Below are 19,542 nucleotides of genomic sequence, written 5' to 3'. Positions count from 1 at the left end.
GAAAATCTCGCCTGAATGTGACGGGTGAGGAGGGGGAGGGCACGTGCCCGCGATGGAGATCGGTGATCTCGTCGAGGTCTGGGGCGGCGTCCTGGACGACTACCAGTGCCACGACGACGCCCAGAAGGACCGGATCGTCCTGGAATGCGCCCGCGAGCTCGCCGCGGATCCCGGCGGTGAGCTCGCGCATCAGTGGACCTTCGGCCTGGTCATGATGCTTCCGTACGTCGGCTGGCTGCCCGGCGTCGGCGTGGTCGCTGCCGTGTCCGACGCGGTGCGGGCGGCCGACCGGGCGCTCAAGGACCGGCCGTGCGCCCACGAACGCCATCCGTACGCCGAGGACGAGCTGGAGGACCACCTCTTCCACCTGCGCGACGTCCTGTCCGACGCGGCCGACGAGAACGCCGAGTGGGCCGAGGGTGAGCGGCCGCGCGACGAGTGGCTCTGCCCGCGCAACGTCGCCGGATTCGCCCGCATCGCGATGGATTACATCGAGCCCGGTTCGGCCACCGGCATCCCGCCGCGCCTCCCCGAGGACACCCGGCGCGACATCGACTCGCTCTCGGCCGTCCTGCACGGCCACCCGAAGCCCGGCACCGACGTCGAGTCCGAGATCTCCTGCGTCGGCGACGCGCTGGGGCGGGCCACGGACCCCGACGACCGGGCGGGACTCGTCATCGCTGCCACGGCCGTTTCCTGGTACGCCCTCTCCGACCTGATGCACTCGAAGCCCGCCCTCGACTCCCTCGCGGCAGGTCTCGAAGCGGCCCTCCGCCATCTCGCCGACGCGCGGTGCGCGCACGACGGTCACCCCGGCCTGCCCAGCAGCGGACCGGACGCCGTCTGGGTCGGCCTCCACCTGAGCAGCCCCGGCGGCCGGCAGGTCTACGAGCTGGAGCGCGCGTCCAGCGGCTGGGGCGCCCCGCTGGGCACGCTCCTGTGCCCGGCCTTCACCGCAGACACTGCCCGCGACACCCTCGCGAAGGTACGGGAGCGGCGCGAGGCCCACTTCGGAGAAGGCCCCGCGGACACCCCCGTCGCCTAGGGCCCTAGTCCGCCGCCCGAACCGAGGCGACGGCCTTGCGTGCCGCCACCAGGACCGGGTCCCACACCGGCGAGAACGGCGGCGCGTAGCCGAGGTCGAGCGCGGTCATCTGGTCCACCGTCATCCGCGTCGTCAGGGCCACGGCCGCGATGTCGACGCGCTTGGCCGCGCCCTCGCGGCCCACGATCTGGACGCCGAGCAGCCGTCCCGTGAGGCGCTCGGCGAGCATCTTCACGGTCATCACGGCCGCACCGGGGTAGTAGCCCGCGCGGCTCGTCGACTCGATGGTCACCGACGTGAACTGCAGTCCTGCCGACCGCGCCTCCTTCTCGCGCAGCCCGGTGCGGGCGATCTCCAGGTCGCAGACCTTGCTGACGGCCGTGCCGACGACACCGGGGAAGGTCGCGTAACTCCCGCCCACGTTCGAGCCGATGACCTGGCCGTGCTTGTTGGCGTGGGTGCCGAGCGCGATGTGGCGCTCGCGGCCCGAGACCAGGTCGAGCACCTCGACGCAGTCGCCGCCCGCCCAGATGTTCTCGTGCCCGCGCACCCGCATCGCGAGGTCCGTGAGAAGACCGCCGTGCCGGCCCAGCGGCAGCCCCGCCGCGCGGGCGAGCTCCGTCTCGGGGCGCACGCCGATGCCGAGCACCACCACGTCCGCCGGATACTCCGCGTCCTCGGTGGCCACCGCCCTGACCCGGCCGTCGTCACCGGTGAGGATCTTGGTGACCTCGGCGCCGTTCACCATCTCGATGCCCATGCCGGACATCGCGTCGTGGACGAGACGGCCCATGTCCGGGTCGAGCGTCGACATCGGCTCGGCGCCGCGATTGACGACCGTGACCTCGTACCGGCGCTGGATCAGCGCCTCGGCCATCTCGACGCCGATGTAGCCCGCGCCGATGACGACCGCCCTGCGGCCCGGCGTACGGGCCAGCGTGTCCAGGAGCGCCTGGCCGTCGTCCAGGGTCTGTACGCCGTGCACGCCGGGGGCGTCGATGCCGGGCAGGGGCGGGCGGATGGGCCGGGCACCGGTGCCGATCACGAGCTTGTCGTACGACGTCCAGTCCTCCCCGCCGGACTCCAGGTCCCGGGTGCGGACCCGGCCGCCCTCGACATCGATCTCCACGACCTCCGTACGCATCCGCAGATCGATGTCGCGTGCCCGGTGCTCATCGGGCGCACGCGCGATCAACTCGTCCCGCGACGGGACGTCGCCGCCGACCCAATAGGGGATGCCGCAGGCCGAGTACGAGGTGAAGTGGCCGCGTTCGAACGCGACGATCTCCAGCTCGTCCGGGCCCTTGAGCCTGCGTGCCTGTGACGCGGCGGACATGCCCGCCGCGTCACCCCCGATGACCACCAGTCGTTCCTTCGCGATCCTCATACGGACACGCTACGACGAGGCGGCAGTTGACGGCTCTCTAGTCGTCGTCGCCCTCGCGCGCCGGTGCCGCCGGAACCGCGGGAGCCGCCGCCACCGCGGTCCGCCGCGGCAGCCGGGGCCGCACCAGGCGCTGCCACAGCAGGAACAGCAGCGCCGCCACCGCCACGAACGGCAGGACCGCGCCGACGGCGGAGCCACCGCAGCATCGTCACGAAGGCGCTCCAGCCGCCGGACAGGGCGTCCACGAACGTCGGGTCGTCGTCGTCCGCGTCCGCCTTCTTCACGGCCGTCTCGCTGAGCGAGAGCGTGATCGTGGACATGCTCGTACGGTCCTTCAGCGAGGACTGCTGGGCCAGCAGCGCCTCCAGCTCGGACTGGCGGGTGCTCAACTCCCCTTCCAGGGTGACGACATCGCTCAGTTTCGTCGCCTTGTCCATCAGCTCCCGCACGCGCGCCACGCTCGCCCGCTGCGACTTGATGCGGCTCTCCACGTCGACGACCTGATCGGTGACGTCCTGCGCCTTGGCCTTGCGCTCGATCAACTTGCCCGTTCCCTCAAGGGACTTGAGGACACCCTCGTACTGGTCCTGCGGGACACGCAGCACGATGCGGGAGCGTTCGTGGCCGCGTCCGTCGCGGTCCGTGGTCTCGTCACCGACGACCCCGCCCGCGTCGGTGGCCGCCGCGCGCGCCTCGGCCAGGGCCTTCGGCACGTCCTCGACGCGGACGGTCAGGGTGGCGGTGCGGATGATGTGCGTGCCGTTGAGCTTGGGCGGCTCCTTCCGGCCGGATTTGTCCGCCTGGCCGCCACCGAACCCCTTGTCGTCCTTGTTGCCGGACTGGGCCGCCTCGTCCCGCGCGGCGCCGCCCGCCGCCTTGCCGCCGTCGTTGTCGCCGCTGCCCGAGCTGCCGTCGCTGCACCCGGTGAGCGCGAGGGCGGCGGCGAGCAGGACCGCCGAGAGTGCCTGGACGGTGCGGTGCCTGGACGTGCTGGACGCGTGCATCTCGACGTACCCCCCGAAGGTCGTGGTGGCTGGTGTTCCTTTGACGCCGGGGAGGGGCGGAACGGTGGTTGCCGATCGGTCCCGATGGGGTCACGTTCGGGACTCGTACGACGCGTATCGGGCTCCTCGTAGAGTGGAGGCATGCGCGAAACGGACACACGAACGGGTCATGTAGTCGTCATCGGCGGCGGGATCGCCGGCCTCGCGGCCGCCCACCGATTGCTCGGCACCGGAGCCCGCGTGACCGTCCTGGAGGCCTCCGACCGGCTCGGCGGCAAGCTGCTCCCCGGCGCGATCGAGGGCGTCCGCGTCGACCTCGGCGCCGAGTCGATGCTGGCCCGCCGCCCCGAGGCCGTCGCCCTCGCCCGCGAGGTGGGCCTTGCCGACCGGCTGCAGCCGCCCGCCACCGCGACCGCCGCGATCTGGACCCGCGGGGCCCTGCGGCCGATGCCCAAGGGGCACGTCATGGGCGTACCCGGCGACGCGTCGGCCCTGTCCGGGGTGCTCTCCGATGAGGGCCTGAGCCGCATCGAGCGGGACCGTGAACTGCCGCCCACCGAGGTCGGTGACGACGTCGCGGTGGGCGAGTACGTCGCCGCGCGCCTGGGCCGAGAGGTCGTCGACCGCCTCGTGGAGCCGCTGCTCGGCGGCGTGTACGCCGGGGACGCCTACCGCATCTCGATGCGCTCGGCGGTCCCGCAGCTCTTCGAGGCCGCCCGCACGCATGATTCCCTCACGGAGGGCGTCCGCGCCATCCAGGCCAGGGCCGCGCAGAGTCAGCAGACCGGGCCCGTCTTCATGGGCATCGAGGGCGGCGTCGGCCAACTGCCGCTCGCCGTCGCCGATTCGGTACGCGCGCGGGGCGGGGAGATCCGCACCGGGACGCCGGTCACCGAGCTGCGGCGCACCCCGCAGGGCTGGCAGGTGAGCACCGCGGAGCAGACCATCGACGCCGAAGCCGTAGTCGTCGCCGTGCCCGCCTACGCCGCAGCCGCGCTCCTCGGCGTCGAGGCACCCGCGGCGGCGGCCGAGCTCGCGTCCGTCGAGTACGCCTCCATGGCCCTGATGACCCTCGCCTACCGCCGCAGCGAGACCGACCTCCCCGAAGGCAGCGGTTTTCTCGTGCCGCCCGTCGACGGACACACCATCAAGGCGTCCACCTTCGCCTCGCGCAAGTGGGGCTGGATCGCCGACGAGGAACCTGACCTGCTGGTTCTGCGCACTTCCGTCGGGCGGTACGGCGAAACCGCCGTCCTGGAGCGCGACGACGCCGACCTCATCGCCCTCTCCCGGCGCGACCTGCGCGCGGCCATCGGCCTCGACGCCGAGCCCGTCGCCACCCGCGTCACCCGCTGGCACGACGGCCTGCCGCAGTACCCCGTCGGCCACCACGCGCGCGTGGCCCGCGTCCGCGAGCACGTGCGCAAGCTGCCCGGCCTGGCCGTGTGCGGAGCGGCGTACGACGGAGTGGGCATCCCCGCGTGCATCGCGAGCGCGTACGCCGCCGTCGACCAGCTGGGCGGTGACCTGGCCGGTGTGCAGGAGCTCACCGCCAACCCGGTGCAGAGCCTGCACGGCGCCGGAGGAGAATAGGACCATGAGTGACGACGCCCCCGCCAAGAGCCCGAACGCGGGCAAGAAGGCCAAGGACCTCAACGAGGTCATCCGCTACACGCTGTGGTCCGTCTTCAAGCTGCGCGACCTGCTCCCGGAGGACCGTGCCGGCTACGCCGAAGAGGTCCAGGAGCTGTTCGATCAGCTTGCCGCCAAGGACATCACCGTCCGTGGCACGTACGACGTGTCGGGCCTGCGCGCCGACGCCGACGTCATGATCTGGTGGCACGCCGAGACCTCGGACGAGCTGCAGGAGGCCTACAACCTCTTCCGCCGCACCAAGCTCGGCCGCGCCCTGGAGCCGGTCTGGTCGAACATGGCGCTGCACCGCCCCGCCGAGTTCAACAAGTCGCACATCCCGGCCTTCCTGGCCGACGAGACGCCGCGCGACTACATCAGCGTCTACCCCTTCGTGCGCTCCTACGACTGGTACCTGCTGCCCGACGAGGACCGTCGCCGCATGCTCAAGGACCACGGCATGATGGCCCGCGGCTACCCCGACGTGCGCGCCAACACGGTCGCCTCGTTCTCGCTGGGCGACTACGAGTGGCTGCTTGCCTTCGAGGCGGACGAGCTGTACCGCATCGTCGACCTCATGCGGCACCTGCGCGCGTCCGAGGCCCGTATGCACGTCCGCGAAGAGGTGCCGTTCTACACCGGCCGCCGCAAGTCGGTCGCCGAGCTGGTGGCGGGCCTCGCCTAGTTAATTCGGTTGCCGTGCCCGCCCGGTGAGCGTTTCATCGAGAGGTCGAAGCCGAGAACGAAAGATGGTGCGTGTATGCCCAGGGCCCCGCGGAACAGCTCGAGTCCAGCCACTTCCGCGTTGCTCAGGAGTCATCCTCACCATGTCCCGCAACACATCACGGCGGGCGCGCACTGAAGCGCGCGCCCAGTCCTTCCGCTGCCTCCAGTGCGGTCTCGACGTCTCGATGACCGCCCCCGGCACCGACCACCGCAACCACTGTCCGAACTGCCTGTGGAGCCGTCACCTCGACGACACCCCGGGCGACCGGGCCGCGGAGTGCGGAGCCCGGATGGAACCCCTCGCCATCTCCGTACGAGGAGACGGCGAGTGGGTTCTCGTCCACCGCTGCACACACTGCGGCGTCCTGCACGCCAACCGCACGGCGGGCGACGACAACGCCCTGCCGCTGACCCGGCTCGCGGTGCGCCCGCTGGCCCAGCCGCCATTTCCGCTCGAGCGGCTGAGCGCGTTGTAGCTAGCGCTCCTTGGGGAGAGCCGCCGCCCGCTCGCCGGACAGCGGCTCGGGCTCCTTGTGCGGTGCGCACGCCGCGCGCCGCACGGGGAGCCTGCCCTCCAGGAGGTACGCCTCCATGTACCCGTTGACGCACCGGTTGGGGCCGCCGCCGATGCCGTGCGTCCCCGCGTCCCGCTCGGTCACCAGGACCGAGCCCCGCAGCCTGCGGTTCAGCTCCCGCGCGCCCTCGTACGGCGTCGCCGCGTCCCGCTCGGCGGCCAGGATCAGCGTCGGGGCGAGCTCGCCCTCATCGGTGCCGACGTCGACGGGCCGCTGCCGGGGCGCGGGCCAGTAGGCGCACGGCAGGTTCATCCAGGCGTTGTCCCAGGTCTCGAAGGGAGCGCTGCGCGCGAGGAGCGAGTTGTCGCGGTTCCAGGTCTGGAAGTCCGTCGGCCAGGGCGCGTCATTGCACTCCACGGCCGTGTAGACCGCGTTGCCGTTCTCCTGCTCCTTGGCCGCCTTCGGCTCGGGCCCGGCCTGCTCGATCAGCGGCTTCGGGTTGCCCTTCAGATACGCCGAGAGCGCCGATGCCCGCGTCGGCCAGTAGTCGTCGTAGTACCCGGCCTGGAGGTACGCCGCCTGCAGCTGGCCGGGGCCGACCTTGCCGCCCGCGGGCTTCGCCGCGAGTTCGCGGCGCACCTTCTCGTAGCTCCGCTGGACCGCCTCGGGCGTCTTGCCCAGGTGGTACGTCTTGTCGTGCTTGGCCGTCCACGTGCGGAAGTCGGCCCAGCGGTGCTCGAAGGCCGCGGACTGTTCGAGGTTGTTGCGGTACCAGATCTGTGCGGGGTCGGGGTTGACCGCCGAGTCGAACACCATTCGGCGCACGTGCGAGGGGAAGAGCGAGGCGTACACCGCGCCGAAGTAGGTGCCGTACGAGGCGCCCATGAAGGTCAGCTTCTTCTCGCCGAGCGCCGCCCGCAGCACATCCAGGTCACGCGCGTTGTTCAGGCTCGTGTAGTGCCGCACGGCCTTGCCCGAGCGCTCGACGCAGCCCTGCGCGTACTCCTTCGCCTGCTTGATCCGCTTCAGCTTGTACGCGGCGTCGGGGTGGGTCGGAGCCTGGGTCGGCGCCTTGGCGAATTCCTTGGGGTCCTGGCAGGAGATCGGCGCCGAGCGGCCGACACCGCGCGGGGCGTAGCCCACGAGGTCGTACGCCGCCGCGATGCGCTTCCACTCGGGGAGCATGCCGACCATCGGGAAGTACATGCCGGATCCGCCGGGGCCGCCGGGGTTGAACACGAGGGCGCCCTGCCGTTTGACGGCCTTGCCGCGCCGCGGTTCGGCCTTCTCCGTGGCCTTGGTGCGGCTGACGGTCAGTCTGATCTGCTTGCCGTCCGGGCGGGCGTAGTCGAGGGGCACCGAGACGGTGCCGCACTTGACCGAGGGCGGCAGGCCCTCCGCCGCGGGACAGGCACCGAAGCGGACGCCGGCCGCCTTGGCGCGCTCGGCCGCGACGAGGGTGCCGCGTGCTTCCGGGTAGGGGGCGGTGTCGGCCGCGGACGCGCTTCCCGTGGGGGCGGCGACGAGTGCGGTCAGGACCAAGGATCCGGCGGTTCCGTAGAGGGCGGCTGCTGCTCTCATCGCTCTTCTTCATCCCTTCATTCGGCCGTGCGTTGCTCGAACAAAAGGGATGATTCGTTTGGTAATACGCGAAGTAAAGCACCGCCCTGCCGGTGTCGGGCGTGTCGGGCTCAATGACCCCGATGCGCCGCATCCCGGTGCGCGAAAGCCGCCCGCAGCTCCGGATCGGCGAGCGCGCGCGTGCCGCGTACGGCGACCGCGGTGAGGTCGGAGCCGCCCCGCGCGGGCAGCGCGCTCAGGAGGAGCTGGCCCGCGGGCGAGGCCCAGCGCGGGTAGGGGTGGATCTCGAAGCGGGCGACGGCGAGGCAGCTCGTGTTCAAGGCCAGGGGCAGCGCGAACCAGAGCGCCACGGGCACCTCTCCCGGCGGCTCCTGGGCGGGCATCAGGAGCGCAACGGCCCCCAGCGCCACCACCGCCACCGCGGCCGCCCGCACCTGCCGGACCGCTCCCGCGCCCCCCGACCAAGCACCGTCCGGCAGCGCGAGGCCCGCGGCGACGAGGCGGTCCGCGAGCTCGCGCATCGCTTCGGTGCCTGCCGCGGCCCGGCGCACCGGCGCTATGGGCGACTGGCCGTCGGGCCCTATCGCGCCGAGCACGGAACGCTCCATGGCGTCCCCGCCCACCGGGTCGACGACCGTCGCCCAGCCGGTGTGCGCGAGCAGCAGGCGCCGGGTGCGGGCCATCGACACCAGGGTGAGGTCGGTGACGCGCGCGGGGCCGCCGGAGAGAAACGCGGCTTCGTAGAGCGTCAGTTCATGGCGATGCCCAGGAACAGCGCCGCGCGGGGCGGCGCGGTACGCCGTGAGGCAGAGCCGGGCGCAGGACAGGCCCGTCACGACCCAGGCCACCAGAAGGAGGGGAAGCCAGAACATGCCGGTGTTCTATGCGAGGCAGTGGGGGCGACGCCACGGGTTATTCAGCATGCGGACGCGGGATCGCAGGTGCGTAACGTTCCGCTTTGGAGCGGGGTTTGTCCTTGCCCTTGTCGCTCTTCTCCTCCCTGGGCTTCGGGGGCTTGGTCGGCTTGGGCCGGGACGCCGGTGGGGGCAGCGAGAACGTGGGCGACGGGGTGACCGGGTTCGCCGGAGCCGGTGACGGGGCGGGGACCGGAGGGGCGGGGGAGCGGGTCACCGGACGGGGGCCCGCCGACGCCGCGTCGCGCGCCAGATCGTCGAAGTCGACCAGGCCCGTGTCCTCCAGGACCGTGATGTGGTCGAGGACCGTCGTGTTCGCGTCGTCGGCGAGCGTGCGCACCAGCGAGTTGCGGGTGGTTGCGCGGACCTCGGCGACCACCGAGAACACCTTGCCGTGGGCGGCCCGCAGGATGTTGGCGAACTTCTCCTCGTACGCGTCGCCGTGCGCGTCGCTCATCTCGTCGAGCCACTCCCGCTGCTGCGCGGTCGGCTGGTTGGGCAGCTCCAGGTTGAGCCGCGCCGCCACCTCGCGCACGCGCGCGTCCAGGAACGTGTGGCCCTCGACGAGATGCTCGCCCGCGGTCTTGACGGCCTTGCTGGTGCCGCGCGCCTCGGCCTGCTGTCCGGCGGGCAGCTCCCAGAGGCCCGCGAGGCGCACCTTGATGATGAAGTCCCGGTCGAGCGCGGAGAGCGGGCCGAACTCCGTCGACACGGTCTCCGCGTTGAGTCTGTCCAGGCCGGTGCCCGACCTGTCCTCGTACGACCAGACGGGGAAGAGCAGAGCGGCCAGCGTCGCGACGAGCCCCGCGACGATGAGGCCGGTGCCGTTGATGGATCGCATGACGCCTCCTGTTGCACCGCCGCACGTTAGTGCGCGGCGGGGAGGCTCCCGCGGGTTACTGCCCGGAGTACGTCAACTGCCGTACGGGTAAGGGGCATCGGATGCGGGCGGCCACCGTTCCCGTGCCACGGCCGGCGGCTAGGAACCGCCGCCCCCGCCACCACCGCCTCCTCCGCAGCCACCGCCGCCCCCGCCGGAGCCGCCTCCACCACAGGAGGAGCTGCCGCCCCCGCCACCACAGCCGCCGGCGCCGCCGCAGCTGGAGCCTCCGCACGCCGAACCGCTCCCGGTGCCTGAGCACCACGCGATCGTGCTTCCGGAGCTCGCGTACGGCGCGGACGTCCCCGTCGTACGCCCCGGCCGGATGCGGTGCGCGGCCTGCAACTGCGCGCGCAGTACGGGGTCGAGCACGCCGACCAGGCCCTCCACCGCCACGCGGTGCGCCGCGCCGAACGCGTGCGCGCCCGCGGCGCGGTACTCCGAGAGCGCGGTCCGGCCCGTGGCGGTCAGCCGGGTGCGCGTCGCGCGGCTGCAGAGCTGGCCGATCAGGGCGCCGATCACCCAGGCCAGGATGAAGACGATGGTCGACGCGCTCACGGGGTCCCACGAGGGGCCGTCGCGTCCTCGACGGCGATGACGCCGATGACGAGGAAGAACCCGGTGAAGCTCAGGGCGTTGTGCCGGATCTTGTGGCGCCGCACGCGGGCCAGGGCCTCGGGCCGCACCATCAGACCGCGCAGGGCCAGTGCGTCGCCGATCGCCTGTACGGCGGGGCTGCGCATCACGCCCACGCGCAGCCAGTGCAGGGCGCCGCTCGGCGCGGCGGCCTGGGCCTGGAGCACCGCGCCCTCCACCGCGTTGCGGGCCTCGGTCGACTGGACCGCGACGATGCCGGGGTACGCGACCACCAGGCGTCCGTCCTCGTGCAGGGCCGCGATCGCCGCGTCGGCCACCCGGCCGGGGCCGCCGGCGAGGAAGGCCGCCTCCAGGGGGTCGAACACGGCTCCATGCTGTGCGTCGGGTTGCTGCGGCGTGGCCTGCCTGATGCGGGTGACGCCGACGAGGAGGACGACCGACGAGACCGAGATCAGCAGAGCGAAGCCGATGGGCAGGACCTCCACGGCGGCCCCCTCAGCCCCGGCGCAGCGCGAACCGCGCCGCCCGCAGCCACCGCGTGACCGGCCGCGCGTCGAGCGGCGCGGGCCCGGACCGCTCGAGCCACCACTGGGTCAGCCGCCCGCGCGTGTCCGCGTCCTCGGGCTGCCCGGCGAGCAGCAGCCGCTCGGCGAAGTCCAGCGCGTCGCGCCGGTACCCGCCGGACATCGGCCGCGCCTGGGCGTAGCTGAGGAACTCCGCGCGGAAGGCGGCCTTGCCGAGGATCTCCGGCAGCTCGGGCGCCACCTTCGCCACGACATCCGCCCGCTTGCCGGTCAGCGCCCGGCTCTGCACGGTCAGCCGGGCCCGGTCGAACCCTTCGGGCGCGGGCGTCCCGGCGACGAGCGCGGACAGGAGCGCGGTCTGCGCGAGGGCGAGGCGCTGGCGGGTGGGGGCGGTGACGGGAGCGGCGGGTGTTGCGGGTGCTGCCGGTATTGCAGGCGCTGCGGGTGTTGCGGGTGTTGCGGGTGTTGCGGGTGTTTCTACGGTGGCGCACTCGCCGGAGGCCGGTGCCGCGACGGTGGCGCACTCGCCGGAGGCCGGTGCCTGCGTCCGCACCCTCTCCCGTATCGCGTCCAGCTCGCGCTCCAGCTCCTGGGGCGCCGGGAAGTCCTCGTCCCGCTCCAGCAGGACGCCCGGCGGGGTCACCCGGGACGCCAGGTCCGACAGGATCGCGAGGACCGGCTCGGGGACCGGGTGGGCGTGGCTGTCGTGCCAGACCCCGTCCCGCTCGAAACCGCCCGCGACATGGACGTAGGCGATGGCCTCGACCGGCAGCTCGTCCAGGGCCTTGGCCGGGTCCTCGCCGCGGTTCACGTGGTTCGTGTGGAGGTTGGCGACGTCGATGAGCAGGCGCACGCCCGTGCGCTCCACGAGCTCGTACAGGAACTGCCCCTCCGTCATCTCCTCGCCGGGCCAGGAGATCAGCGCCGCGATGTTCTCCACCGCGAGCGGTACCGGCAGCGCGTCCTGCGCGATGCGGACGTTCTCGCACAGCACGTCGAGGGCGTCGCGGGTGCGCGGCACCGGAAGCAGGTGGCCCGCCTCCAGCGGCTGCGAAGCCATGAGCGGGCCACCGGCCCGTACGAACGCGATGTGCTCGGTGACCAGCGGCGAGCCGAGCGCCTGCGCACGCTCGGCCAACGCGGCGAGACGGGTCTCGTCGGGGCGGTCGGCGCCGCCGAGGCCGAGCGAGACACCGTGCGGCACCACCGTGACGCCGCGCTCGCGCAGCCGCAGGAGGGAGTCGGGGAGGTGCCCCGGGCACAGGTTCTCCGCGACGGCCTCGACCCAGTCGATGCCGGGCATCCGTTCCACGGCGTCCGCGATCTCCGGACGCCACCCGATGCCGGTCCCCAGGTGCTTCATGTTCCCCCTCCTCCGCCAAGACCCCGCGTCGTGCTCGTGTCTTGTGAACGTGTGCAGGGGTCATGGCCCCGACAGACGTTGCCGAACCCCTGAGGAGGGACGTTCAGAGCTACATTTGAGGTTCCGGCCGGTTCGTGTTGACCTCTCCGGGCGGTGCGGGCGAGGGCCGCGACGTCGTGGACACATCGCCGGTCGGTCCGGCGGGCGGGGGCTCCGGGGGAGCGACGCCGGAGGGCGGCGGAGGCCCGCTGGGGCTGGCCGTCGCGGTGGCGGCGCCGCCGTTCGCGATGTCGTCGAAGTCGACGAGTCCGGTCGCCTCCAGCATCGTGATGTGGTCGAGGACCGTCTGGTTCGAGTCGGTGGCAAGCTGCCGGATCAGCGTGTTGCGGGTGCTGTCACGGACCTGCGCGATCACGCTGAACACCTTGCCGTGCGAGACGCGCAGCAGATTCGCGAACTTCCGCTGGTACGTCTCGCCGTCGGCCTCGGTCAACTCCTGGAGCCAGCCCTGCTGTTCGGCGGTCGGCTGGTTCGGCAGCTCCACGCCGAGCTGCGCCGCGGCCGAACGGGTCCGTTTGTCCAGGTCCGTGTGGCCGACGATCAGATGGTCACCGGCCTCCTTGATCGCCTCGGTCGGCGCCCGCTCGACGGCCTGCTGTCCCGCTGGTATCTCCCACAGTCCCGCGAGCCGCACCTTCACCAGCAGGTCGCGGTCGGCGGCCGACAGCGGACCCCACTGGGTGGCCACCGATCCGGCGGCCAGATTGGCGGGCCCCGTGCCCGAACGGTCGGCGTAGGACCACATGGGGAACGCGAGCGCGCCCAGTGTGACCACGAGTGCCGCGATGATCAGAGCCGTGCCGTTGATGCGCCGCAATGTGCCGTGCCTCCCTGCCCGTCAACCTGCCGTGAGGGCAAGCTACTTCCTGGTACCAGGAGATACGGAAGAGGCGTGCGTGATGTTCAACGCTTCGCCATACCGGTGTGAGGGGCCGGGCGGCCGTCCGGCGTCCCGCCCGAGGAGAGCGAGCATCTCCTCGATGGGGGACGCATCCTCCGGCGTGGGCAGGGCCGGTCCGAACGCGGCGCCGGGGCCCCGCCGTTCGGGATCCTTCGGCACCTTGCGGGCGATGTCGAGCGCGGCCTCGACGACCGGCCGGGGGAGGTCGACGCCGACGCCGATGGTCGTCGCCACATCCCAGGAGTGCACCACGTAGTCCAGGAAGTGGAAGCCGATCGCGACGCTTCCCGTGAACGTCCCGCCGATCTCGGGAAGCGTGAACCCCCTTTCCAGGACGCCCTCTTCGGTGAACGCGGCCAGCACATGGCGTACGGACTCGTCGTAGACCTTGAACGGATCGCGGCCGAGCTCCGGCGCGATCCAGTACGTACGGTCGGCGCCCGAGCCCCGCGCCGCCGCCGCGAAGCCGTGGTGCTGCGCGGTCATGTGCGCCACCAGGTCGCGCAGCGTCCAGCCGGTGCAGGGGGAGGGGCGTTGCCAGTCGGTTCCGCGGGCCGCGCGGAGGATGCGGAGCGATTCCTGGACGGCGGTGCGGTCCAGCGCGACGAGGTCGTTCATGGGGTCTCAGGATCCTTCCGTGGCGTGAACACCTTTGTCAGACCGGGGACTTGGAGCTTGGGGTCGGTAATCCGTGCGTACGCGGCGGCCCAGACGGCAGCCGGATCGAGCCGGTCCGCCGTCCAGGCGGTGGCGCGCATCGTGCCCCGGCCCTGGTGCGCGCGGACGATCCGTACGTGGTCGGAGCGCCCGACGAACGCGTACAGCGCCCGCTCGCGGGTCCAGACCGAGACCGATCCCGAGCGCTTGCGCCACGGGTCGATCCAGAGCCACATGCCGACGGCGCCGGGGGTCTGTGGCCAGCTCCTGCGCAGTCGCAGTCCCGCCAGGGCGATCGGGAGGTTCTGAGAGTGACGGTGGGCGGTGAACTCCGTGACGCTCACCAGGACCGGGCCCGGGGTGTGTGCCTCGGGGCCCGCTTGCCAGCGCGTACGCATGATCGAGCGCTTCGAGCACTCGGTCGAGGGCTTGGTCGAGGGGTGCATGCGACTAGCGTAAATCTAAACGAACGGTCGTGCTACTTCTTTCCCGGATCGGTTCAGAATCCGATCGGCCGGACACTTCAGGGGAGTTGCGGCACCAGTGACGGGTCCGTCGCCGCCGCGCGCAGGCGGGCCGTGATGCCGGCGCCCGCCCTGCGGTAGGCGTCGGGCTTGTCGTGCAGCACCGAGTGCGCGTTCGCCGTCTCCATCAGGGCGATGAGCTCGAAGGCGAGCTGGGGTGCATCGGTGTCCGGGTGCAGGCCGCCCGTGTCGCGGGCCTCGGTGATGCACTGTTCCACCTGGCCGGTCCAGTCGCCGTTCGCGCGGACCAGCGCGTCGTGCACCGCCCCCTCGCGGGCGTCGAACTCGGCGATCACCCCGTAGAAGAAGCAGCCGCCGGGGAAGACCCGCCGCTCCGAGTAGTCCAGCCAGCGCGCGCACAGCTGCCACACCCGGTCCAGGCCGGGCGGGGACTGCCGGGCGGGCTCCACCACGCTGTCGAGGAAGATGCGCGCCGCCGCGCGGATGGTCGCGAGCTGCAGCTCCTCCTTGGAGCCGAAGAGCGCGAAGACCCCGCTCTTGCTGAGCTTCAACTCCGTGGCGAGACGGCCGACCGACAGCGCGTCCAGGCCCTCGACCGAGGCGATGTCGACCGTGCGGCGCAGGACGAGGCGCCGGGTCTGGTTGCCGCGCTCGACGCGGCCGTCGAGCTTCGGGCTCGCCGTGTCGGCACGCGTGCCTGTGCCCGCGCCCGCGCCCGTGCTCTCGCTCACGCCGAGCTCGCTCGCCATGCCGGTCTCCTCAGCGCCGTTCCGTCGTACGTTTCCCGAGGTACATCCTCCCTCGTTCCGCCGCGCCTGTGGATGCGCACGTCAGTGTGGGTGCGCACGTAGATGGCGGGCCCCGGGTCCACGGCTTCCCGGGTGCGAGGAGCGTCGGCGGACGGTGTCGAGGAGGCGCAGGCCGAGGGGGCCGAGGGGTGGCCGGATCAGCGCAGGGCGGGGTGATCGGCGACCACGGTGCAGGAACCGGGCGCGATCTCCGTGAATCCCGCGTCCCGCACCACCGGCAGGCCGCTCGCCACGAGTTCGCGCCAGAGCGCGGCGTCCGGGGTGCGGACGGCGAGCGGGTAACCGGCGTCCCGCCAGGCCGCGCGCTCCTCGTCCGACAGCTCCCACCACGCCAGTTGGGCGCCGTGCCCCGCCTGTGCCATCGCCTTGCCGGCCGACATGTCGACATCAGGGCTCATCCACAGGACGGGGGCGGTCCCGTCCGGGGGCGTCAGGGGTTCCGGGTCGTCCAGCTCTGTGCCGGACACCTGGAGCCGCGCCAGATCTTTGGGCCAGCCGTCCAACGGCACCGGCGGGAAGACGCGGACCTCCGCCGACTTGCCGGTGACCGTGATGCCGGGGAGTGCCTCGGCCCGCCGCCACTCGGCGCCGCGGGCCCGCCGCACCACCTTGCGGATCCGGGCGTCCTGCCAGTCCCGCATGGCCTGCGCCCACGGGCCGTCCCCGTGGGACCGCTCGTCGCCGAGCATGACGAGCACCGCGCGTGCCGCGGTCTCCAGGGCGTCCGTACGGTGCGGGGGCTCGGCGCGCTCGATGCGCGCCACCAGCGGCAGCACGTACTGCGGTGCCTCGTCGCGTGTCGTCTGCTCCACCCGGAAGGGGCTGTCCTGGGGGTCTGGGGTGTCCTGCGGCTGGGGGTTCCCGGCGGTCTGGTCGCTGCTCACGCGTCCAGTCTGCCAGGCGGAAGATCGGGCCCGGCAGGGAGTTTGCGGCTTGCCCCGCTGCCGGACCCTTGCGCGAGGATGGCCACATGGACAGTGATCTTGCGGGGGCCGCGCTGCGGCTCGACGGGGTGGGGCGGCGCTATTCCATGGGCGGGCCGTGGGTCCTGCGCGGCGTCGGGCTCGGCGTGCGCGCGGGCACGCTGGTGCGGGTCGAGGGCGCGAACGGCACCGGCAAGTCGACCTTGCTGCGGCTGCTCGCCGGGATCGACGCCCCGACCGAGGCCCGCGTCGCCGGACGGCCGCGCACGGCGTACGTCCCCGAACGCTTCCCCGCGGCACTGCCGTTCACGGCCGCCGGATATCTCACGCACCTGGGCCGCATCCAGGGCCTGGCGAAGGGCGTGGCCGCGCGGGGCGCGGCGGATTGGCTCGAACGCTTCGGGGCCGGGAGCCACGCGCGTACGCCCCTGTCCGAACTGTCCAAGGGCAGCAGCCAGAAGGTCGCCGTGGCCCAGGCACTCCTCGCCGGTCCCGAGCTCCTCGTCCTCGACGAGGCGTGGACGGGCCTGGACGCCGAGGCGCGGGACGAGCTGGACCGGGCCGTCGCCGAGCGGGTCGCGGAGGGTGGCGCCGTCGTCTTCGTGGACCACGACCCGCGGCGGCTCGCGGGTGCGGTGGACGTGACGTACGCGGTGGTCGGCTCGGCGGTGAACATCCGTACGGCGGAGGGTACTTCGAGGGGAGCTGCCGCTTCGGGGGCCCCTTCGGTCGTGATCGAGGCGCAAGGGCCGCCGGGTGCCGCGCCGCCCTCCGCGCCCGGGGTCGTCACCGGGCACTCCCCTGAGGGGGCGCTGCGGCTGACGGTGGCGGCGACACACTCGGATGTCGCGCTGCGCGCGCTCCTGACGGCGCGTCCGCCGTGGCACGTGGTGTCGGTGACGATGTCGCCGCCGGGGGCCGACGCGGACTCGGTCCCGGACTCGGACTCGGTCCCGGACGCGGACTCGGGCTCGGTCCCGGACGCGGACTCGGTCCCGGGCCAGGCCACACCTTCGGCCGCGCCCACGACGAGCGAGGTGCGCGACCGGTGAACGCCCTGCTCCACTACCAGTCCGCCCTCCTCCTGCGCTCGCAGCGCTGGCTCGCCCCCGTGATCCTGTACGCCGCGTTCCTCGCCGTCGGTGTACAGAGCGGGCAGCCGATCCTCGACTCCCTCGCGTACGCGGCCGCCGCGCTGCTGCCCGTCGCTGCCTGGCTGGTGCGGATCTGCACCTCCAACGAGCCGACCGCCGCCCGCGGTTGCGTGGCTTCGGCGGCCGGACCCTGGCGGGCGCAGCTAGCCTCTCTGCTCGCTGCTTTCCTTGCCGCGGCCGTGCTGGGCGCCGTCGCCACCCTCGTCGTATCGGTGATCAGCGACCCGGCGAGCACCGATCACCGGGCGGCCGTGAACCGCCTCGCGGCAGGCGGTGCGGGGCTCCTCGCGATGCTGGCGAGCGCGCTCCTCGGCACCGCCGTCGGCGCCGTCACCAGTCGGCCACTGATGCGCTCGCCGGGGCGGGCGATCCCGGTGCTGCTGCTCGCCTCGCTGCTGGCCCTGGTGACCACGGGCTCCCCGGCGAAGGCCACCCTGACGGCTCTGGTCACGGGGTCGCGGGACGGGGAGGTGCCGGTGCCGTTGCTGCCGGTCGCGGTGGCGGGGGTGCTCGCGGTGGCCGCGGTGGGGGTGGCCTGCGGGATGGCTTCGCGCAGGGGGTGAGCCCTCAGCGGCCGGGTTCGGGGGAGGGCTCAGCCCGAACAGGCGGTGCGCTGCGCCTCGTGCCACTCGCACACCGGGCACAGCGTCACGCCCTTGTGCGTCTCCGGGTACTCGGTGGGCTCGCGGCACAGCACGCACTCGGCGAACGGGCCCTCGACGGGCGGGCTCTCAGCGGACGGCGCCCCGGCGGACGGGCCCTCGGCGGACGGGCTCTCAGCGCTGGTGTCGTCCATGAGAGCCAGGCTATCCGGCGTACTAACCGCGCGTGTCGGCCGCCCCGCGCCGCTCCGACATCCGGATCTGCTCCGAGACGCGGACGAAGCGGAAGCCGCGCTCGCGCAACTTCGGGACGATCGTCCGCAGGGCACGTTCCGTCGTGGGAGCCGCGCTGCGCGTGCAGTGCATGACGACGACCGAGCCGGGCTTCACCCCGTCGAGCACCTGCCGGGCCACCGCGTCGGCGTCCGTCGCGAAGGCGTCGCCGCTGACCACGTCCCACTGCACGGCCGTGACACCGCCGGGCGCCAGCTCGCGCAGTGCCCGCTTGTCGTAACAGCCGCCGGGGAAGCGGAAGTACGGCACCTGGCGCTCGACGCCCGCCTTGCGGAAGGCGGCGAAGGCGCGCTCCATGTCGGCGCGCATGCCGGATGCGGGGACGGTCGGCAGGCCGTAGCAGCGCTTGGTGAAGGCGTAGTGGCTGTACGAGTGGTTGGCGACCTCGAAGAGCGGATCCCGGCCGATGTCCTTGGCCTGCGCCGGGTACTCCTCGGCCCACCGTCCCGTCATGAAGAACGTCGCCGGCACCTTCAGGCGTCGCAACGTCGCCACCAGCGCCGGATTGTCGAACCGCTCACCCGCCGCTGCGCGGGGGCCTTGGTCGGCGGTCATGTCGGCGTCGAAGGTGAGGGCGACGGTGGGGGCGGCGGTCGCCGGGGTGCGGGGGGCGTTCTTGAAGACGGGGGTGAGGCCCGCTGGACCCGGGGCGAGCGTCGCGGGTCGGGGCGAGGCGCTTGCCGAGGGGCGCGTGGCCTGGTCGCGGTCGCCCGGAGCGGGGTCCGAGCCGCAGGCGGCGAGCGCGGTGAGGGCGAGGGCGGTCAGGGCGCAGGCGGCCAGTCTCGGTGCGCGGAGTCTCGGCGCGCGCGGTCTCCGTGTGGGGGTGATCATCAGCCGAACATATCGGCATAAAAAGGATGAATCGCCGAAGAGCGGGCCACGGGCCGATCCGCGCTACCCCGGACGGCCGAATCACCCCGGCGCGGGGCTCGGCCGCCCGGTGCGGCTGCCCGGCGCGGGGCTCAGCCGCCCGGTGCGGCTGCCCGGCGCGGGGCTCAGCCGCCCGGCGTGGGCAGCTTCAGGCTCATTGCCTCGAAGACGCGCCGCCGCAACAGCTCGTACTCCTCCTGGCGGCGCGGCAGCCGACCCGGCGGTCGCTCCACGGAGCGCGGTTCCGTGATCCGCTGGCCCAGCAGGAACTGCTCCCGCGTCAGGTCCAGTTCGACCCCGCTCGCGAGCCGGTTCCACCAGTGGAAGCCCTGCCGCTCGCCATCGGCCGACCACACCTCACCGACCAGCAGCTCGCCGCCGAACATGTCGTGCACGACGAGCGCGGTGATGTCGCACTGCCCCCAGGCCGGATTCCCGGCGGTCCACGGGGTGCGGGCGACGTCATCGGGCGAGCAGGTGTCGGCGGCCCACGATGCGCGCAGCGCGGCGTCGATGCCGGTCAGGGTCAGCGGCTTCGCGCTGGTCAGGGGGGACGGTTTCATGGCGCTCAGAATGGCACCCGGCACTGACAACGCCTCCGGCCAGAACGGCGCGACGC

General features: G+C 72.8%; 21 protein-coding genes and 1 pseudogene. 6 read left to right on the top strand and 16 right to left on the bottom strand.

The features are described 5' to 3' along the window. Positions 1-43: 43 nt before the first annotated feature. On the top strand, positions 44-1,045 hold the full coding sequence (locus AC5P1C_RS01580; protein ID WP_493863801.1) for a hypothetical protein: 1,002 nt from the start codon (positions 44-46) through the stop codon (positions 1,043-1,045). Between the two features lie 4 nt (positions 1,046-1,049). Here AC5P1C_RS01580 and AC5P1C_RS01575 read toward each other — a convergent pair whose 3' ends face one another. Both AC5P1C_RS01575 and AC5P1C_RS01570 read right to left on the bottom strand, forming a co-directional pair. Then, complete coding sequence (locus tag AC5P1C_RS01575) at positions 1,050-2,432, bottom strand: FAD-dependent oxidoreductase (RefSeq protein WP_493863800.1); 1,383 nt, start codon at positions 2,430-2,432, stop codon at positions 1,050-1,052. Positions 2,433-2,469: 37 nt separating this feature from the next. After that, positions 2,470-3,436: pseudogene (locus tag AC5P1C_RS01570) on the bottom strand (DUF4349 domain-containing protein). Positions 3,437-3,577: 141 nt separating this feature from the next. Here AC5P1C_RS01570 and hemG point away from each other — a divergent pair. The 3 genes from hemG to AC5P1C_RS01555 all read left to right on the top strand — a co-directional run bounded on the left by hemG (position 3,578) and on the right by AC5P1C_RS01555 (position 6,270). Then, positions 3,578-5,029, top strand: coding sequence for a protoporphyrinogen oxidase (gene hemG, locus AC5P1C_RS01565; RefSeq protein WP_493863799.1), 1,452 nt, complete (start codon positions 3,578-3,580; stop codon positions 5,027-5,029). A 4-nt stretch (positions 5,030-5,033) separates the two neighbouring features. Then, positions 5,034-5,753 carry a hydrogen peroxide-dependent heme synthase gene (gene hemQ / locus AC5P1C_RS01560; RefSeq protein WP_493863798.1) on the top strand — a complete coding sequence of 240 codons (720 nt, stop codon included), beginning with the start codon at positions 5,034-5,036 and terminating at the stop codon, positions 5,751-5,753. 142 nt (positions 5,754-5,895) lie between these two features. Continuing rightward, on the top strand, positions 5,896-6,270 hold the full coding sequence (locus tag AC5P1C_RS01555) for an RNHCP domain-containing protein (protein ID WP_478761992.1): 375 nt from the start codon (positions 5,896-5,898) through the stop codon (positions 6,268-6,270). Here the strand turns inward: AC5P1C_RS01555 and AC5P1C_RS01550 are convergent, their stop codons facing one another. From AC5P1C_RS01550 to AC5P1C_RS01500, 11 genes are all read right to left on the bottom strand, one after another. After that, complete coding sequence (locus tag AC5P1C_RS01550; protein WP_493863797.1) at positions 6,271-7,890, bottom strand: alpha/beta hydrolase; 1,620 nt, start codon at positions 7,888-7,890, stop codon at positions 6,271-6,273. A 110-nt stretch (positions 7,891-8,000) separates the two neighbouring features. Further along, a complete protein-coding gene (locus AC5P1C_RS01545; RefSeq protein ID WP_493863796.1) occupies positions 8,001-8,762 on the bottom strand; it encodes a TIGR04222 domain-containing membrane protein in 762 nt (253 codons plus the stop codon). A gap of 40 nt (positions 8,763-8,802) precedes the next feature. Next, positions 8,803-9,645: a DUF4142 domain-containing protein gene (locus AC5P1C_RS01540; protein WP_493863795.1), complete on the bottom strand. Its 843-nt coding sequence runs from the start codon at positions 9,643-9,645 to the stop codon at positions 8,803-8,805. 138 nt (positions 9,646-9,783) lie between these two features. Further along, positions 9,784-10,242, bottom strand: a complete 459-nt coding sequence (locus tag AC5P1C_RS01535) for a hypothetical protein (RefSeq protein WP_493863794.1) — start codon at positions 10,240-10,242, stop codon at positions 9,784-9,786. Beyond that, positions 10,239-10,766 (bottom strand): TIGR04222 domain-containing membrane protein, encoded by a 528-nt coding sequence (locus tag AC5P1C_RS01530; protein ID WP_493863793.1) that lies wholly within the window; start codon positions 10,764-10,766, stop codon positions 10,239-10,241. The genes AC5P1C_RS01535 and AC5P1C_RS01530 overlap by 4 nt, the downstream gene beginning before the upstream one ends. Before the next feature lie 10 nt (positions 10,767-10,776). Then, positions 10,777-12,168, bottom strand: a complete 1,392-nt coding sequence (locus AC5P1C_RS01525; protein ID WP_493863792.1) for an MbnB/TglH/ChrH family RiPP precursor modification enzyme — start codon at positions 12,166-12,168, stop codon at positions 10,777-10,779. Positions 12,169-12,277: 109 nt separating this feature from the next. Beyond that, complete coding sequence (locus AC5P1C_RS01520; protein ID WP_493863791.1) at positions 12,278-13,045, bottom strand: DUF4142 domain-containing protein; 768 nt, start codon at positions 13,043-13,045, stop codon at positions 12,278-12,280. Between the two features lie 42 nt (positions 13,046-13,087). Then, positions 13,088-13,747: a TIGR03086 family metal-binding protein gene (locus AC5P1C_RS01515; RefSeq protein WP_493863790.1), complete on the bottom strand. Its 660-nt coding sequence runs from the start codon at positions 13,745-13,747 to the stop codon at positions 13,088-13,090. Then, positions 13,744-14,232: a hypothetical protein gene (locus AC5P1C_RS01510; RefSeq protein ID WP_493863789.1), complete on the bottom strand. Its 489-nt coding sequence runs from the start codon at positions 14,230-14,232 to the stop codon at positions 13,744-13,746. The genes AC5P1C_RS01515 and AC5P1C_RS01510 overlap by 4 nt, the downstream gene beginning before the upstream one ends. Positions 14,233-14,309: 77 nt before the next feature. Then, positions 14,310-15,020 (bottom strand): TetR/AcrR family transcriptional regulator, encoded by a 711-nt coding sequence (locus AC5P1C_RS01505; RefSeq protein ID WP_493863788.1) that lies wholly within the window; start codon positions 15,018-15,020, stop codon positions 14,310-14,312. A 197-nt stretch (positions 15,021-15,217) separates the two neighbouring features. Next, complete coding sequence (locus tag AC5P1C_RS01500) at positions 15,218-15,964, bottom strand: aminoacyl-tRNA hydrolase (protein WP_493863787.1); 747 nt, start codon at positions 15,962-15,964, stop codon at positions 15,218-15,220. 86 nt (positions 15,965-16,050) lie between these two features. On the opposite strand from AC5P1C_RS01500, the gene AC5P1C_RS01495 reads away from it, so the two are divergent. Both AC5P1C_RS01495 and AC5P1C_RS01490 read left to right on the top strand, forming a co-directional pair. Continuing rightward, a complete protein-coding gene (locus tag AC5P1C_RS01495; RefSeq protein WP_493863786.1) occupies positions 16,051-17,055 on the top strand; it encodes an ABC transporter ATP-binding protein in 1,005 nt (334 codons plus the stop codon). Then, positions 17,052-17,720: an ABC transporter gene (locus tag AC5P1C_RS01490; RefSeq protein ID WP_493863785.1), complete on the top strand. Its 669-nt coding sequence runs from the start codon at positions 17,052-17,054 to the stop codon at positions 17,718-17,720. Before AC5P1C_RS01495 ends, AC5P1C_RS01490 begins: the two co-directional genes overlap by 4 nt. Positions 17,721-17,749: 29 nt before the next feature. On the opposite strand, the gene AC5P1C_RS01485 is transcribed toward AC5P1C_RS01490, so the two are convergent. From AC5P1C_RS01485 to AC5P1C_RS01475, 3 genes are all read right to left on the bottom strand, one after another. Next, positions 17,750-17,953, bottom strand: a complete 204-nt coding sequence (locus tag AC5P1C_RS01485; protein WP_493863784.1) for a hypothetical protein — start codon at positions 17,951-17,953, stop codon at positions 17,750-17,752. A 22-nt stretch (positions 17,954-17,975) separates the two neighbouring features. Beyond that, entirely contained in the window at positions 17,976-18,884 is a 909-nt protein-coding gene (locus tag AC5P1C_RS01480) for a polysaccharide deacetylase family protein (RefSeq protein ID WP_493863783.1), read from the bottom strand. Positions 18,885-19,048: 164 nt separating this feature from the next. Then, a complete protein-coding gene (locus AC5P1C_RS01475; RefSeq protein ID WP_493863782.1) occupies positions 19,049-19,486 on the bottom strand; it encodes a YunG family protein in 438 nt (145 codons plus the stop codon). Between the last annotated feature and the right edge of the window lie 56 nt (positions 19,487-19,542).

The organism is Streptomyces sp. A18 (assembly GCF_059026065.1).
This window is presented reverse-complemented; position numbering and strand designations above follow the sequence as displayed.